Annotated in this window: 13 protein-coding genes; 4 read left to right on the top strand and 9 right to left on the bottom strand. The window is 62.1% G+C overall.

Going from position 1 to position 15,314, the window contains the following annotated elements:
* Positions 1-79 precede the first annotated feature (79 nt).
* From FAZ95_RS15160 to gloA, 3 genes are all read right to left on the bottom strand, one after another.
* Positions 80-1,189 carry an acyl-CoA dehydrogenase family protein gene (locus FAZ95_RS15160; RefSeq protein WP_217497407.1) on the bottom strand — a complete coding sequence of 370 codons (1,110 nt, stop codon included), beginning with the start codon at positions 1,187-1,189 and terminating at the stop codon, positions 80-82.
* 128 nt (positions 1,190-1,317) lie between these two features.
* Entirely contained in the window at positions 1,318-2,706 is a 1,389-nt protein-coding gene (locus FAZ95_RS15165) for an FAD-binding oxidoreductase (RefSeq protein ID WP_137333207.1), read from the bottom strand.
* Positions 2,707-2,712: 6 nt separating this feature from the next.
* Complete coding sequence (gloA, locus tag FAZ95_RS15170) at positions 2,713-3,174, bottom strand: lactoylglutathione lyase (RefSeq protein ID WP_137333208.1); 462 nt, start codon at positions 3,172-3,174, stop codon at positions 2,713-2,715.
* A 412-nt stretch (positions 3,175-3,586) separates the two neighbouring features.
* Here gloA and FAZ95_RS15175 point away from each other — a divergent pair, with 412 nt between their 5' ends.
* From FAZ95_RS15175 to FAZ95_RS15185, 3 genes are read left to right on the top strand one after another with little or no spacing between them, the layout of a single operon-like run.
* Positions 3,587-4,711, top strand: coding sequence for a phosphotransferase family protein (locus tag FAZ95_RS15175; RefSeq protein WP_254699718.1), 1,125 nt, complete (start codon positions 3,587-3,589; stop codon positions 4,709-4,711).
* Between the two features lie 15 nt (positions 4,712-4,726).
* Complete coding sequence (locus FAZ95_RS15180; protein WP_137333210.1) at positions 4,727-5,953, top strand: acyl-CoA dehydrogenase family protein; 1,227 nt, start codon at positions 4,727-4,729, stop codon at positions 5,951-5,953.
* A gap of 25 nt (positions 5,954-5,978) precedes the next feature.
* Positions 5,979-6,797, top strand: a complete 819-nt coding sequence (locus FAZ95_RS15185) for a tyrosine-protein phosphatase (RefSeq protein ID WP_137333211.1) — start codon at positions 5,979-5,981, stop codon at positions 6,795-6,797.
* Between the two features lie 75 nt (positions 6,798-6,872).
* On the opposite strand, the gene FAZ95_RS15190 is transcribed toward FAZ95_RS15185, so the two are convergent.
* Positions 6,873-7,661, bottom strand: a complete 789-nt coding sequence (locus FAZ95_RS15190; protein WP_137333212.1) for an SDR family NAD(P)-dependent oxidoreductase — start codon at positions 7,659-7,661, stop codon at positions 6,873-6,875.
* Positions 7,662-8,023: 362 nt separating this feature from the next.
* Here FAZ95_RS15190 and FAZ95_RS15195 point away from each other — a divergent pair, with 362 nt between their 5' ends.
* Entirely contained in the window at positions 8,024-9,385 is a 1,362-nt protein-coding gene (locus FAZ95_RS15195) for an alpha/beta fold hydrolase (RefSeq protein WP_137333213.1), read from the top strand.
* A gap of 170 nt (positions 9,386-9,555) precedes the next feature.
* On the opposite strand, the gene FAZ95_RS15200 is transcribed toward FAZ95_RS15195, so the two are convergent.
* From FAZ95_RS15200 to aliA, 5 genes are all read right to left on the bottom strand, one after another.
* On the bottom strand, positions 9,556-9,798 hold the full coding sequence (locus FAZ95_RS15200) for a hypothetical protein (protein WP_137333214.1): 243 nt from the start codon (positions 9,796-9,798) through the stop codon (positions 9,556-9,558).
* An 805-nt stretch (positions 9,799-10,603) separates the two neighbouring features.
* Entirely contained in the window at positions 10,604-11,563 is a 960-nt protein-coding gene (locus FAZ95_RS15205) for an electron transfer flavoprotein subunit alpha/FixB family protein (protein WP_137333215.1), read from the bottom strand.
* Between the two features lie 16 nt (positions 11,564-11,579).
* Entirely contained in the window at positions 11,580-12,329 is a 750-nt protein-coding gene (locus tag FAZ95_RS15210) for an electron transfer flavoprotein subunit beta/FixA family protein (protein ID WP_137333216.1), read from the bottom strand.
* 109 nt (positions 12,330-12,438) lie between these two features.
* The gene (locus FAZ95_RS15215; protein WP_137333217.1) at positions 12,439-13,608 is read right to left on the bottom strand and encodes an acyl-CoA dehydrogenase family protein; all 1,170 of its coding nucleotides are present in this window, start codon (positions 13,606-13,608) and stop codon (positions 12,439-12,441) included.
* Positions 13,609-13,646: 38 nt separating this feature from the next.
* Positions 13,647-15,305, bottom strand: a complete 1,659-nt coding sequence (gene aliA, locus FAZ95_RS15220) for a cyclohexanecarboxylate-CoA ligase (protein ID WP_137333218.1) — start codon at positions 15,303-15,305, stop codon at positions 13,647-13,649.
* Between the last annotated feature and the right edge of the window lie 9 nt (positions 15,306-15,314).

Below are 15,314 nucleotides of genomic sequence, written 5' to 3' on the forward strand. Positions count from 1 at the left end.
CCTGCGGTGATTCGCGTTCCCGCATGTCCTATGACACTACGGGGACGCCGCTACGGACTCAACTTGCGATCCACCATCGTTACAGGCTGCGTGCGATCAGCAGTTTCATGATTTCGTTCGCACCGCCATAGATGCGGTTGACGCGAACATCCTTGTACAACTGAGCGATGGGATACTCGAGCATGTACCCGTATCCTCCGTGCAACTGCAGGCATTCGTCCACGATCCTGCAGCAGACCTCGCTGATCCAGTACTTCGCCATCGATGCGGTTGTGGTATCGAGGGATCCTTCCAGCAGGCGCTCGGTGCAATGATTCAGGAATACCTTTGCGATGGTTGCCTCGGTTTTGCATTCGGCCAGCTTGAACTGCGAGTTCTGGAAGTCGAGCAACCGTTTTCCGAATGCCTTGCGCTCTTTGACGTAATCGATTGCGCCGGCAAGCGCGCTCTCGATCGCCGCCATGCTCTGCCAGGCGATCACCAGGCGCTCCTGCGGCAACTTCTGCATCAATTGTGCAAAGCCGTGTCCCTCGGCGCCGCCGAGCAGATTTTCCGCGGGCACTCTCACGTCATTGAAGAAGAGCTCAGTCGTGTCGCGCCCTTCCTGTCCCAGCTTGCGAAGCAGCCGTCCCCGCTCGAAGCCCTCGACGTTCTCGGTTTCGACCACGAACAATGAAATATCCTTGGCATTGCCCTCTCGACCGGTCTTGCAAGCCACGACGATGATCGATGCACTTAGGCCGTTGGTGATGAACGTCTTCTGTCCGTTGATGACGTAATGATCGCCGTCCCGTTTCGCCGTGGTCCGGATGCCCTGCAGATCCGATCCGGCCGCGGGCTCGGTCATCGCGACGGCCAGGACCGCTTCACCGGATACGACCTGCGGCAGCCATCTGCGTTTTTGCTCTTCGGTGCCGTAGCTGACCAGATAGGGCGCAACGACTGCGTTATGCAACGGCAACGCGAATCCCTGTACACCCCGCAACCCCAGTTGTTCCATCAGCACGACTTCATGCCGGAAGTCACCGCCCGCCCCACCGTATTCCGCCGGCACGCTCGCGCCCAGCAACCCCGCCTCACCCGCCTTGAGCCACAATTCGCGATCCACGACGCCATTGTTCCGCCAGCGCTCGACATCTTCAGGCCGCGCATGACGGTCGATAAAGCGGCCGACCATCGTCTCGAACATCGCCAGCTCGTCGTTTGCCAGCGTTGCCGGTTTGCTTACATTGAGTACTGACACGATAGTTGACTTCCACTCTGGAAACGGATTTGACGGTGCATGCCTGACGGTTGAAGCAACAGTCGCCGGCACGCCTAACAAAGCACATCGCGATTGAGCAACCGCGATGGATCGAGCACGTCTCGAAGCCGGCGCATGAGATCCATTTCCGCGGGCGACTTCTGCTGCGCGAGGAACTCGCGCTTGAACTGCCCGATGCCGTGCTCCGCCGTGATCGCACCGCCATAGCTGGGCAGCGCGTCGTAGACGATTTTCTCGATCTCGTTCCCGCAAGCCAGCGTCTCTCGGCCGATGGTCACGCCGATATGAATATTGTTGTCGCCTAGATGACCGAACGTCACGGTCCGAGCCTGTGGAAACCGCCCGAGCAGAGAAGCGCGGACTTCGGCCAGATAGGCGTCGACTCTCGGGATTTCGATGCTGACGTCGAACGACAGGAACGGCGACATTTCCCGCACGATCACCTCGGAGCCTTCGCGAATGCGCCATAGATCCTCGCGCTGTCGATCCGATGTCGCCAACACCGCGTCGACAATCAGGCCGGACTCCAATGCTGCCTCGAGGAATGCGACGAACATCGCTTCGTCGATATCCTTGTTGTAGCCAAGCGCCTCGACGAGGATATAAAACGGTTGACCGGGCGCGATCGGCGGTTCCGAAACATGGCTCGCAATCAACGTATAGAAGTCGCTCCACATGACTTCAAACGCGCTCAGTGTCGGAAGCTGGCGGGCCCTCGCCAGCAGTTCGGTCACTCGCTCATAGTTCGATACCGCGACAAAGGCGACCGACTGCGACGTCGGCATCGGCACGAGTTTCACCACGGCACGCGTCACGACACCAAGGGTGCCCTCGGAGCCGATGAACAGATGCTTGAGGTCGTAACCGGTATTGTTTTTCAACAAGCGGTTCATGCTCGACACGACCGTGCCGTCCGGCAGCACCGCTTCAAGACCCAGCACGTTCTGCCTTGTCATGCCCCAGCGGATGACGCGATTGCCGCCAGCGTTGGTGGCGATCGTGCCGCCCACCGTCGCCGACCCCTTCGAGCCGAGATCGATTGGGTAGAACAACCCCTTTTCCCGCGCGGCTGCCTGCAGCGCTTCGATCGTGACGCCTGCTTGAACGACGGCGGTCTGACCGACCGTGCAGATGTCCTCGATGCCGGTCATTCGTTCGAGCGAGACGATGATGTCGGTGTCCCGGCAGTAGGCGCCGCCCGATACCCCGGTCCGCCCGCCATGCACGACCACCGTCTGATTGCGCTGCGTACAGAGACGAAACACTTCAGCGACTTCCTCGGTATTCGCGGGCCTCGCAATCACGCGTGCCGGGACCGGCACCGAACGCAACGGATCGCAGGACCGGGCATGGACGTCGCCGTCCGTCAGCACACCCGGCGACCCGATCGACTTGCGCAATACGTCTGCGATGTCCGCCTCGCCCTGATTCGATGATGTCATGTCGCCTCACTCATGCCGGGTCTGAATCAACTCGATCGCATATCCGTCAGGGTCCTTGACGAAAGCGAGTTCGGGCGCGCCTTCCACCATCGTCTTGGGACGCAGCGATACGTTCCCGCCGAACTGCTCCAGTCTGTCGCACATCGCATGGATGTCGGGAACGCCGATCGCGATGTGACCGAAGCCGCTGCCGTGGGAATAGTCCTCGACAACGTCCCAGTTGTACGTCAATTCGATCGCGGGCCCCGCGGCAAATTCCGTGTAGGAGATGAAGAGCAAAGAGAAGCGTCCCTTTTCGCTGTCGAAGCGGTTCATGACTCGCATGCCCAAGCCGTCGCAATAGAACTTCAGCGAACGGTCGAGATCACGGACACGGACCATCGAGTGCAGGATCCGTGGCTCCGTCTCATGCATGCCCCAAATCCACAGGCTCTCATCCAGCTTGGCTTGCTCGCCGTTCTCGCTCATACAGTGTCCTTTGTCTCGTTGTTCGTCCGCTTCGTCAACGCGACTCAATGGGTTGTGGCCGCACCGATCGCAATCGCCCTGGCGTCGATCCCCGGCATTGCTCCGCGAAGTAGACCAAGGTCGTGCGAACGAATTTAAGGCATCGTCGGGCGGCCAGCTTGTCCATCTTCGTAACGCAAGTAGCCGCCATTGGAAGACTGGAAGCGTCGTCCCACGAACTGAGCAGAGGATGTCTCGACCGGCGAACCTGATACGGAGGTACGGAGGTCCAAGCTCGCGGCCAAAAGCAAGCGGTAAGCGCGGGTTCCGCCTCGGACAATTCCTGCGGTCCCGGGCGGCTATCCTCTCTCGCAGAGATGGGGTGTCAAAAAATGAGATCGCGCCGCGGTATGAGGCTGCATATCCACGCCCCTTGAAACAGAACATCCGTCAGGGTCAGGAGGCCAGGCGCACCGTGAATCAATCGTCTTCATCGGCAGCTCGTGAATATCCTCGTATCGACCCGCACTTCGGATTTTCCTATCTGGCCGCGCTCGACGACTGGATGGAGATGAAGGGACTCGGTAGTGGGCGCATATCCGATGTCACGCCCCTCACGGGCGGTACGCAGAATATTCTGCTGCGCTTCCGACGGGGTGAACGAGAGTTCATCTTTCGGCGGCCGCCTCTCCATCCTCGGCCCGAAAGCAACAAGACCATGTTGAGGGAATCGCGTGCGCTTGCGGCACTGGCCACGACCGCGGTTCCGCATCCGGCATTGATCGAGCGATGCACCGATGAAAGCGTGCTCGGTGTCGTCTTCTACCTGATGGAGCCGGTGCAAGGCTACAACGCCACGGTCGCGCTGCCCCCACGCGCCAGGGAGTCGCCCACACTGCGGCACGCCATGGGGCTATCGCTGATAGACGGCCTCGCCGCCATCTCGCGAGTCGACCACGAAGCGGTCGGCCTCGCGGATTTTGGGCGCCTCGATGGCTTTCTCGAACGGCAGTCCGCCCGCTGGGCGGCCGAACTGGAAACGTACCACCGCTTTCCCGAATGGACCGGACGCGCCGACCTCGGCGATGTGCCCGTCATCGGCGCGTGGCTTGACCGTCATCGTCCTGCGCGCTGCGTGCCCGGCATCATCCACGGCGACTATCACATCGGCAATGTGCTTTACCGCGACGATGGAAGCCTTTCGGCGATCGTCGACTGGGAGATGGCAACGATCGGGGACCCGCTGATGGACCTGGGCCGCTTGCTCGCCACATGGCCCGATGACGATGGCCCGGAGGCTCTTTATATGCGCGTCGAGAAAACCGCCGGCTTTCCGACGCGGCAGGAGATGACCAAGCATTACGCGACGGCAACGGGCCGAGACTTGGCAGATCTCAAGTGGTTCGAGGTTCTAGGCAACTACAAGCTCGGCATCCTTTTCGAGGGAACTTACGCGCGCGCGCAAGCCGGTAAAGCCGACCCTGCGACCGGCGCACGCCTGCATACAGCGGCGGTCGCGTTGCTGGACCGCGCACGCCGCCGGATCGAACGAGATTGAGGAACGACGCTCCACATGAATTTCAACTACTCGGAACGACAGCGTGAAACGCTCCAAGCGGTCACGGCATTCATGGATACGCACGTGCTGCCTGCGGTGCCGGCATACTACCGCGAGCTAGTGGCGAACCGATGGCGGCAGCCGGCGGTACTGCAAGAACTGAAAGCGAAGGCGCGAAAGGCGGGCCTATGGAATCTGTTCCTGCCGCCTTCGCCAGACCACGATACGGACGAGTTCCGCGGCGCCGGACTGAGCAACCTCGAATATGCGCTCGCCGCCGAGGAAATGGGCCGCGTCACCTGGGCATCGGAGGTCTTCAATTGCTCGGCGCCTGATTCCGGCAATATGGAAGTGCTGCACCGGTACGGCACCACGGCACAGAAGGAGCGCTGGCTACGCCTGCTCCTGAAAGGCGAGATCCGCTCGGCGTACGCGATGACGGAGCCCGACGTTGCCTGTTCCGATGCCACGAATGTTCAGACGAGAATCGAGCGGACCGGCGACGAGTACCTGATCAACGGGCAGAAATGGTGGATATCCGGAGTCGGGGATCCGCGCTGCAAGCTGCTCATCGTCATGGGAAAGACAAATCCCGAAGCACCCCGCCACGAGCAGCAGTCGCAGATCATCGTGCCGCTCGATACGCCAGGCGTGCGCATCGGGCGCATGCTGACCAACTTCGGCTACGACGACGCACCCCACGGGCACTTCGAAGTCACGTTCGAAAATGTACGGGTCCCTGGCGAGAACCTGATCCTCGGTGAGGGCCGTGGTTTCGAGATTTCTCAGGGCCGGCTCGGGCCGGGCCGCATTCACCATTGCATGCGAATCATCGGTATGGCGGAAGTCGCACTGGAGAAGATGACCCGCCGGTTGCTGGATCGACGGACCTTCGGCAAGACGATTGCCGACCATTCGATCTGGGAGCAGCGTGTGGCCGAGGCCCGCATCGACATCGAGATGACGCGGCTTCTGACCTTGAAAGCCGCTGACATGATGGACAAGGTCGGCAACAAGGTGGCCCGGCTCGAAATCTCGATGATCAAGGTGGCGGCGCCTCGCGCGGCGTTACGTATCATCGACAACGCGATTCAGGCATTCGGTGCCGGCGGGCTCGACAGCGATGCAGGTACCGCCGCGCTGTTCGCCCGGGTGCGCGCGTTGCGCATCGCGGACGGCCCGGATGAAGTCCACGCGCGCACGATAGCGCGCCTGGAATACGCCAAGTACAACCGCACATGACAGTGCGTGCAGAAAATGCCATGACATGACCGCGATTGAACGACACATTGAGCTTGAAGGTTCATCGAACTTGCGCGACATCGGAGGCTACCCGGCCTGCGACGGCCGACAGGTCCGCTGGGGCATGGTCTATCGATCAGGCGCGATGTACCGATTCACGGATTCCGCCTGGCGATGGATGGCCGAGCGTGGAGTCCGCGTGGTTTGCGACCTCCGCTCGTCGGAGGAGCGAGAGCTCTCGCCTACGAACTGGCAGGGGGGCGACCATACCCGGCATGTCGGTATCGCTTACGGCGCGAAACTCCTGCTGGCCGAATTGCAGGAATCGGGCGAGGCCGGCGTCAACGAAATGCACAATTCGCTCTATTGCATCTTTCCGAAGCTGCTTGCCCCATCCTTCAAAGCGATGTTCGAGGCGCTGCTTGAACAGCAAACGCCGCTCGTCGTCCATTGTTCGGCAGGACAGGATCGCACCGGGCTTGCCATCGGGTTGCTGCTCAGCGCGCTCGGCGTACCTCGAGACACTGTCGTCGCGGACTATCGGCTTTCGACGCAATGCCGCCGTGTCGAGAACGAAATCAATCTCGACGAGCTCATCGCCGCCTCCGAACGGAACGCGTTCGCCCGCTTTTATGCGCAGGTGCTCAAGAGACGTGGGAAGGCGGCGTTGAGGCCACGCGACCTCGTCAACCGCAACGGACAACCGCTCTTGTTCGATGCCTTCAATGCCATTGACGCTCAATGGGGATCGCTGGCGGCTTATCTGGAAGCCGAGTTGAACCTGCGGCACGAGGATCTCGCACGACTGCGGGAGCTCTGTTTGACAGACGCCTCTGCACAATGAGCCTCCCCACCCTGTTCGTTCGCTGACTGCGGCCGTGAGACCGACATTTCCGGCACGCAGCCGTGCTTCGAAGCTCTACGCTCCGCTCGTCGGATCGACTCCGGCCAGGGCAGGCCTCTCGTCGGTCCGCGGGAAACGGGTAAGCTGATTGCCTCCGCTTACCGGCAAGTTGAGTCCGGTAACGAAGGCGTCTCCTGCAAGCCATAGCGCCGCATCGGCAAAGTCTGCAGGCGTCCCGATCCTGCCGAGAGGACTCTCCCCAGCCCAGCTCTGCTCCATGCCCTCCACGGACCAAAGTGGTGCCGACATTTCGGAACGAATGGCGCCGGGCAGTATGGAGTTCACGCGTATGCCGCGTGCGCCGTGTTCGATTGCCGCATAGCGCACGAGGCAATCGACGGCGGCCTTCGCGCAGGCATAGGCGAATACATGTTCGAGCGGGTGCGTCGCGGCCATGGACGAGAACAGGGTGATCGAGCCTGCGCGCGACATCACCCGGGCCATGTGCTTCACAAAGAAGACGCTGCCGTAAAAATTGAGTTCTATCGAACGGACGATATCCGCATGCGGCGTGTTGGCGATGGTTCCGCCGAGCGGCAGCCCCGCCGCATTCACAGCGATGTCCAATTGCCCGAACCGATCGATAGCCGATTGCGCCAACGCGGCAACCGCGTCCTCGTTTCCGACGTCGCACGCCTGGGCAACCCCGCCGATCTTGTCGGCAAGCCGACGCAGATGGGCTTCGCGACGAGCTGCCACGATGACCTTCGCCCCCTCCGCAGCAAAGCGCTCGGCGATCGCCCAGCCCGTACCCGCCTGCGCGGATGCGCCCAGAACGACCGCAACCTTTCCCTTCAATTTCATGGTTGTTTCCTTATTGCTTGGAGCCGGCGAACTCACCCTCTCGCATTTGACGGCGGTCCCGCGTGCTCAACTGCCTGCAAGTTCCTTCAAGCCGCAAGCCGGCAGGCATTGAACAGACCAAGATATACGCCCTGCGTTGCCCTGTCAGTTGTCTGCAACTGCCGGCCGGATTGCCCATAACCGAGGCCCGGCCGGTGGGTCCGGCCCACGATTGGGAGCGAGACCCCGGGCGAACGAACAAGCCCGAACGAAGCGCATGCAGACAGTCCCTGTTGACAAATGGGAGTGCACCCCAAGAGCAGACGTCAAATGGCGAGTTGATAGATTAGGTCCATTGACATTCCGTCCATGGAAACTCGAACATGACCTCGCGCTTCACCGGTTTTGATGGCGTCAAACTGGCCGCCGACGTCGGCGGCGACCCCGCCGATCCCGCTGTCCTGCTCCTCCCCGCCTTCGGCCAGACTCGGGCGGCGTGGGCCCGCGCTGCAAGGGCTCTGATTGCCGCCGGCCGCTTTGTCGTCACGGTCGACCTGCGCGGACACGGCGAGAGCGACTGGTCCCCGGATGGCAGCTATGAACTGGGGGACATTGCTCAGGATGTCGCCGCTGTCATTGCGCAAATGCCGTCTCAGCCGGCGGTGGTCGGGGCGGGTTTAGGCGGTCTCGCCGCATTGACTGCGATCGGAGAACATGCCGGTCCTGATCCGATCGCGAGCGCGCTGGTTCTCATCGACGCCGCCCCGCGCATGGCTCCCAAGGGACTCGACCGAATCACTGCATTGATGACGGTCGACATCCCCGGCTTCTCATCCGTCGAGGAAGCGGCAGCGGTGGTTGCCGAGCATCTTTCGAATCGTGAGCGGCTCGATATCGGGGAAGTGCAGCGTCACCTTCGTCGAGCGGACGATGGCCGCCTCCGCTGGCATATCGATCCTGCCTATCAGGGATTCAAGGCGGACGCGGCCATGCGCCGGGCTGCGCAGCGGCGCCTGACGGCGGCGGCGGCCACGCTCGATATTCCCATTTTGTTCGTCCACGGCGAGGCCAGTGCGAAGATCGATCAGGCGAGCATCGACGCTTTCCGCGAGCTCGTTCCCCACGCCGAGTTCATTGACATCGCCGGGGTTGGTGACATGATCATCGCCGATCGCAACGACGCTTTCGATTCTGCGATCCTCGACTTCCTCGAGCGGGTTGTGCCGCGGCGCGCATCGCGCCCCCAGGGCGGCGTGACTGCGCGAATGCTGCGCGATGCGATGGGTTGCTTTGCAACCGGTGTGACCGTGATCACCACGACGGGCGTCAACGGGGAACCGGTGGGCTTTACCGCCAACTCATTCACATCGGTTTCCCTCGAGCCGCCGCTCGTGTTGTTCTGCGTCAAACGCGAGTCGGCGAGCGTCGCAGCGTTGAGAGCGTGCGGCGCGTTTGCCGTCAATATTCTCCATATCGGCCAACAGGCCGTCTCGACCCGATTCGCGGGCAAGACCGGCGACCGGTTCGCGGAAACCGAGTGGGACGAGTGGGATCACGGCGTGCCGATCATCCTTGATGCGATGGGAAATTTCGAGTGCCTGATCCGCGAGATTCACGACGGCGGCGATCATCTCATCGTGGTCGGGTCTGTCAAACGGGTCAATTTCGATCCGGCGCGCGATCCCCTTTTGTTCATGCAGGGCAAGTACAGGCGTGTGCACGTTACCCGTGAGGAACTGAACTGAAGATGTTCTCTGCGCCGGCGCAGCCGACCTGTTCAAAACGGTCGGCGAACGCCCTATGCTTAGCGCGAGCGCCGTGGCGCGCAGTCTGGCCGTACAACGATCGAGCGGAACGATGCTGGGTCAGCCATCCGATGAGCCCGAACCGGTACCCCACCCGGTAGAAAGATCGGTCACGTCGCGTGTTGCGCAATGCCCATTGCCGGACGTTCGGTTTCTGGCGGGAAGACGTTCCAGGTGCCGTCATCATGACGGAAGAAGAAGATCGTGTGCACCGTCCCGGATCTCAGGAGCGCAACTTGCACGTAGCGCCTCGATCGTGCGCGGCCAAGCCGGGTGACACGAACCGAATTGTCGGTCGTGCGCCCTACCCATTTGTCGAAAATGGAACCCAACGACATTTCACCACGGACCATCACCAACCCCTTCGTCAGCTAACGATTCGCGCTGCATGCGTGCCGCCCTTCATACTCCGCGAACAAATAGAATCACGGCGCCCACGATTCCGGCCAGAAACACCCAGAAATGCATGCGCTCGACCCCGGCTGGGCCGAAAAGCTTCATACATAGGAGTCCGGCACTTCCAATTCCGCCAAAGTAGACCAGAACGTCACCACACATAGGCGCTACGAGACCGGCCATCGTCGAATCGGCTTCCGTAGGCGCCCATATCCTCAACATCAGACCGAGCACGCCAATACATGCGAGGGCGCCAAATAGCCGCCGCTCCATTCCGATAATTCCCATCGCTGTTTGCTCAGGTGATGTTTAATCGCCAATCTGCGCCGCGCAGTGATTCCAATCATGCACACCGCATCGAGGCAGGAATGGCATTCGACAGCACACAATCGTGCCGCTTGCGGCGCCTACGCGCTCAATCACGAGGACTCGCAATAACGGACCCAAAAATCTGAATGGACATCCCGGAGGTGGCCGATCAGTGTTTTCATCGTAATCGCAGTACCCTCGCCGGTATTGCCCGGCTTGGTGATGGAATTTGCCTCCAAAGGCGGCACCGCGCATTCGTGACCACTCAACACGTGCGCTGAATTCAAGAACGAGTGTTCTAGCGACGATCCGGGAATCGATCGTCGAAATTGGCTTCACGCCGAACGACGTGATTGGTGCATCATCGGTAGGCCAACGGTTCACGTTCGCTCCCGCTTTCGCAATCGGGCGGCTGGGGCGGCCTGGAGCGGCTGCGGGCGCAATCCGTGCCGGCTAAAGTGCCGCAACCAGTTCCGGAACCAGCGCGAACAGATCGCCGACGAGGCCGTAGTCGGCCACGCTGAAGATCGGCGCTTCGGGATCCTTGTTGATCGCGACGATCACCTTCGAATCCTTCATGCCGGCCAAGTGCTGGATCGCGCCCGAGATGCCCACTGCCACGTACAGCTGCGGCGCGACGATCTTGCCCGTCTGACCGACCTGATAGTCGTTCGGCACATAGCCCGCATCGACGGCCGCGCGCGAGGCGCCCATTGCGGCGCCGAGCTTGTCCGCCAGCGGCTCCAGCACCAACGCGAAGTTCTCGCCGCTGCCCAAGCCGCGACCACCCGAGACGATGACGTTGGCGCTCGTCAACTCCGGACGGTCCAGCTTCGTCACTTCGCGGCTCACGAACTGCGAGATGCCTGCGTCGGCTGCAGCCGCGATCGACTCGACCGCCGCGCTGCCGCCTTCGGCCGCCACGGCGTCGAAGCCCGTCGCGCGCACCGTGATCACCTTGATCGGATCGTCCGACTGCACCGTCGCGATCGCATTGCCCGCGTAGATCGGGCGCTCGAACGTGTCGGCCGAGACCACGGCCGTGATTTCGCTGACCTGCGCGACGTCGAGCTTGGCCGCCACGCGCGGAGCGATGTTCTTGCCGTAGGCGGTGGCCGGCGCGAGGATGTGCGAATAGTCCTTGGCGATGTTCAGCACCGTCGCCTCGACGTTCTCGGCGAGGCCTGCGGCCAGTTGGGGCGCATCGGCCAGCAGCACCTTGGACACACCGGCGATCTTCGCGGCCGCGTCAGCCGCCGCTTGCGCGTTGTGGCCGGCAACCAGTACGTGGATGTCGCCACCGATCTTCTGTGCGGCCGCGACGGTGTTCAGCGTCGCGCCCTTGATCGAGGCGTTGTCCCCCAAGGGGACTTCCTTCGGGGCGTCGTGTTCGGCAATTACCAGAATCGTCATTTCGTCTGTCTCCCTCTTACAGCACCTTGGCTTCGGTCTTCAGCTTCTCGACCAGCGTCTTCACGTCCGGCACCATCACGCCGGCGCTGCGCTTCGGTGGTTCGACGACTTTCAGCGTCTTCAGGTGCGGCGCGACATCCACGCCGAGGTCTTCGGGCTTCACCGTCTCGAGCGGCCTCTTCTTCGCCTTCATGATGTTCGGCAGCGTCACGTAGCGCGGCTCGTTCAGGCGCAGATCGGTGGTCACCACGGCCGGCAGCGTCAGCGACAGCGTTTCCGCGCCGCCGTCCACTTCGCGGGCAACGGTTGCACGGCCGTCGGCGATCGTCACCTTCGACGCGAAGGTCGCCTGCGGCAAGCCCGCCAGCGCGGCCAGCATCTGACCGGTCTGGTTGCTGTCGTCGTCGATCGCTTGCTTGCCGAGGATCACGAGCTGCGGCTGCTCTTTATCGACCACTGCCTTGAGCAGCTTCGCCACCGCCAGCGGTTGCAGCTCTTCGCTCGATTCGATCAGGATCGCGCGGTCCGCGCCGATCGCCAGCGCCGTGCGCAGCGTCTCCTGCGCTTGCGCCACGCCCGCCGACACGACCACCACTTCCGTCGCCACGCCCGCTTCCTTCAGGCGCGCGGCCTCTTCCACGGCGATTTCGTCGAACGGATTCATCGACATCTTCACATTCGCAATGTCGACGCCCGTGTTGTCCGACTTCACCCGGACCTTCACGTTGAAGTCGACCACGCGCTTGACGGCTACCAACACCTTCATGTCTGCTCCTTCACTGCCTGGAATGGATTCGAATCAACGCACCATCATGGGCAACCGATTAGGATTGCTATTTTTAAAAATAGAAATACCGGCTTCCTTGCGCCCCGGTTCATTCGCGCATCAGCTCGCGGCCGATGATGATTTGCTGGATCTGTGTCGTGCCCTCGTACAGGCGCAACAACCGCACATCACGATAGAAACGCTCGACCTTGGATTCACTCATATAGCCCGCGCCGCCATGCACCTGTACGCCGCGGTCCGCAACGCGGCCCACCATCTCCGTGCAGAACATCTTGGCGCACGACGCGCGCATGCTCACATCCGGGTCGGGCCGGTCAACGGGTTTCGCGTCGTAGCGCCGCGCACAGTCCTGAACCATCGACCAGCCCGCATAGAGCTCCGCCTGGCTGTCGGCGAGCATCGCCTGCACCAGCTGGAAATCGCCAATGCGCTGTCCGAACTGTTTGCGCTCGCGCGCGTAGGCGACTGACTCGTTCAGCACCCGCTGCGCCACGCCGCACGCAAGCGCCGACACATGAAGGCGCCCACGGTCGAGCACTTTCATCGCCGTCTTGAAGCCTTTGCCTGGCACGCCGCCGATGAGGTTGGCGGCGGGAACACGCACGTTATCCAAAACGACATCGCACGTTTTCGTGCCGCGCTGGCCCATCTTCTTGTCCGGCTTGCCGAGGCTGACACCGGGCAGATCGGCCGGCACGACAAACGCCGACACGCCGTTAGCACCCGGACCGTCGGTGCGTGCCATCAAAGTGAAGGCACCGGCGCGCGGCGCGTTGGTGATGAATCGCTTCGTACCGTTGACGACGTAGAAATCGCCGCTGCTGTCCGTGACGCGTTCGCCGCGCGTCCTGATCGCCGCGGCATCCGAACCGGCGTCAGGCTCGGTCAGAGCAAACGACATGATCAGCTCTCCGCTCGCCACGCGCGGCAGAAACGCCTGCTTTTGCGCTTCGGTGCCGTCCATCAGGATGCCCTGCGAGCCGATGCCGACGTTGGTGCCGAACACCGAGCGAAAGGCCAGCGCGGTCTGCCCCAGTTCGTAGGCCACCGCGCACTCCTGAGCCATCGACAAGCCGATGCCGCCGTACTCCTCCGGAATTGAAAGGCCGAACAGGCCCATCGTCTTCATGTCCTCGACGATGTCGGCCGGCACATCGTCGAGTTCTTCGACCGTGTCCTCGGCGGGGACCAGCCGTTCTCCGATGAAACGGCGCACGGAGACGAGCAAAAGCTCAAAAGATTCGCTATCGAGGGCCATGGGTGTTCTCCAATGTGTTGCAGTGTTCGACTTCGGTTTCAAGCCTCGCGGCCGCGCATCGCATCGCGCAGCTTGAATTTCTGCACCTTTCCGGACGGTGTGGTCGGCAGCGCATCGAGTAGCAGCAGCCGTTCCGGCATGTATTGCGGGGCAACCTTCTGCGACTTCAGAAACTCGACGAGTGCAGGCAAATCGATATGCTCGCCACGTCGCTCGACGATTACGGCACAGGCCCGTTCGCCGAGGCGCTCGTCCGGATAGGCCACGATGGCCACCTCCGATATGGCCGGGTGGCGATATAGCAGCGCCTCGATCTCGACCACTGGGATGTTCTCCCCGCCGCGAATGATCACGTCCTTGCTGCGGCCAGCAATGCGGATATAGCCGCGCTCGTCGACGTATGCGAGATCGCCGCTATCGAACCAGCCGTCGGCGTCGGTTCCGTTCAGATGTGCGCGCTTCAGATACCCGCCGAAGCTGGAGCACGAGCGCACTAGCAGCCGGCCCGTCGTGTGAGCGGGCAACGGCAGGTCGGCATCGTCGACCACCTTCACTTCAACCCCTGGCAGCGGACAGCCGTCGGTCGAAAACGAGCGCTCGTCGTCATCGTCGAGATTCGTCAGCGTGACGGCGCCCATTTCCGTCATGCCCCACGCCGACACGATTTTCGCTCCGATCGCCTTTCGCGCCTGCTCGACGAGCGGACCGGGAATCGGTGCACCAGCACACAGGAAGGTGCGCAGCGTGGACACGGCAAGTCCGGTTTCCGTCACCGTGTTGGCGAGATCGGTCAGGAACGCGGTCGACGCCATCGTGAAGGTCGCGCCCTCATCGACAATCAGCTCGATTGCGGCTTTCGCCTGCCATATGTCCTGCAGCACTGCACTGGCGCGCAGCACGATGGGCATCATGAGGCCGTACATGAAGCCGGTCTGATGAGCCATCGGAGATGCCATCAGTACGATGTCGTGTCCGCCCAGGCGCATGGCCTCTGCGTAAGAGAGAATGTTGGACATCAGCGTATTGGCCGTGTGCATCACGCCCTTCGGCTCACCGGTCGTTCCCGAGGTATAGAGCAGTTGCGTGACGTCGTCGGGGCCGGGGCGGTTGCGGGTCAGGATCGCGTGCGCATCCGGTTCCTGCTCCCAGCTTGGACCGGACAGCAGTGCCTCGAAACTGTTGGCGCCGGGCTGCCCGTCTGATCGGCCGCCGACCACCACGATGTGCTCGAGCTCCGGCAGACCGGCCTTCAGGCCGTTCGCCATCTGCTCGAAGTCGAAGCCGCGAAACCGCTTCGGCACGATCATGACCTTGCTGCCGCCGTGCTTGAGCATGAACGACAGTTCGCGCTCGCGGAAGATGGGCATCAGCGGGTTCAGCACCGCACCGATCCGCGAGCAAGCCAGATAGGTGAGCGTGAGCTGCCACGAGTTCGGCAGCTGCAGCGACACGACGTCATTGCGTCCCACACCAAGGCGCGCGAGCCCCACTGCAATCCGGTCAGCCATCCGCGCCATCTCGCGGTAGGTGAAACGCGTTGTCGTTCCGTCCTCGACCTGTATCGACGTGAGCGCCGTCTTGTCCGGGCACTCAGCCACACACGCGTCGAGTTCGTCGTTGATGGTCCGCCCGGGCCACCATCCATTCGCAACGCTCGCCGCGCGCCGCGGCTCGATCAGAACGGCGTCGAACTCCATGTCGTGTCT

Source organism: Trinickia violacea, assembly GCF_005280735.1.
Classification (GTDB): domain Bacteria; phylum Pseudomonadota; class Gammaproteobacteria; order Burkholderiales; family Burkholderiaceae; genus Trinickia_A; species Trinickia_A violacea.

What these genes read in the sequence shown, in the direction of transcription:
- FAZ95_RS15160 (WP_217497407.1), bottom strand. Translation starts at nt 1,189, where the DNA reads ATGTTCGAGACGATGGTCGGCCGCTTTATCGACCGTCATGCGCGGCCT.
- FAZ95_RS15165 (WP_137333207.1), bottom strand. Translation starts at nt 2,706, where the DNA reads ATGACATCATCGAATCAGGGCGAGGCGGACATCGCAGACGTATTGCGC.
- gloA (WP_137333208.1), bottom strand. Translation starts at nt 3,174, where the DNA reads ATGAGCGAGAACGGCGAGCAAGCCAAGCTGGATGAGAGCCTGTGGATT.
- FAZ95_RS15180 (WP_137333210.1), top strand. Translation starts at nt 4,727, where the DNA reads ATGAATTTCAACTACTCGGAACGACAGCGTGAAACGCTCCAAGCGGTC.
- FAZ95_RS15185 (WP_137333211.1), top strand. Translation starts at nt 5,979, where the DNA reads ATGACCGCGATTGAACGACACATTGAGCTTGAAGGTTCATCGAACTTG.
- FAZ95_RS15190 (WP_137333212.1), bottom strand. Translation starts at nt 7,661, where the DNA reads ATGAAATTGAAGGGAAAGGTTGCGGTCGTTCTGGGCGCATCCGCGCAG.
- FAZ95_RS15195 (WP_137333213.1), top strand. Translation starts at nt 8,024, where the DNA reads ATGACCTCGCGCTTCACCGGTTTTGATGGCGTCAAACTGGCCGCCGAC.
- FAZ95_RS15200 (WP_137333214.1), bottom strand. Translation starts at nt 9,798, where the DNA reads ATGGTCCGTGGTGAAATGTCGTTGGGTTCCATTTTCGACAAATGGGTA.
- FAZ95_RS15205 (WP_137333215.1), bottom strand. Translation starts at nt 11,563, where the DNA reads ATGACGATTCTGGTAATTGCCGAACACGACGCCCCGAAGGAAGTCCCC.
- FAZ95_RS15210 (WP_137333216.1), bottom strand. Translation starts at nt 12,329, where the DNA reads ATGAAGGTGTTGGTAGCCGTCAAGCGCGTGGTCGACTTCAACGTGAAG.
- FAZ95_RS15215 (WP_137333217.1), bottom strand. Translation starts at nt 13,608, where the DNA reads ATGGCCCTCGATAGCGAATCTTTTGAGCTTTTGCTCGTCTCCGTGCGC.
- aliA (WP_137333218.1), bottom strand. Translation starts at nt 15,305, where the DNA reads ATGGAGTTCGACGCCGTTCTGATCGAGCCGCGGCGCGCGGCGAGCGTT.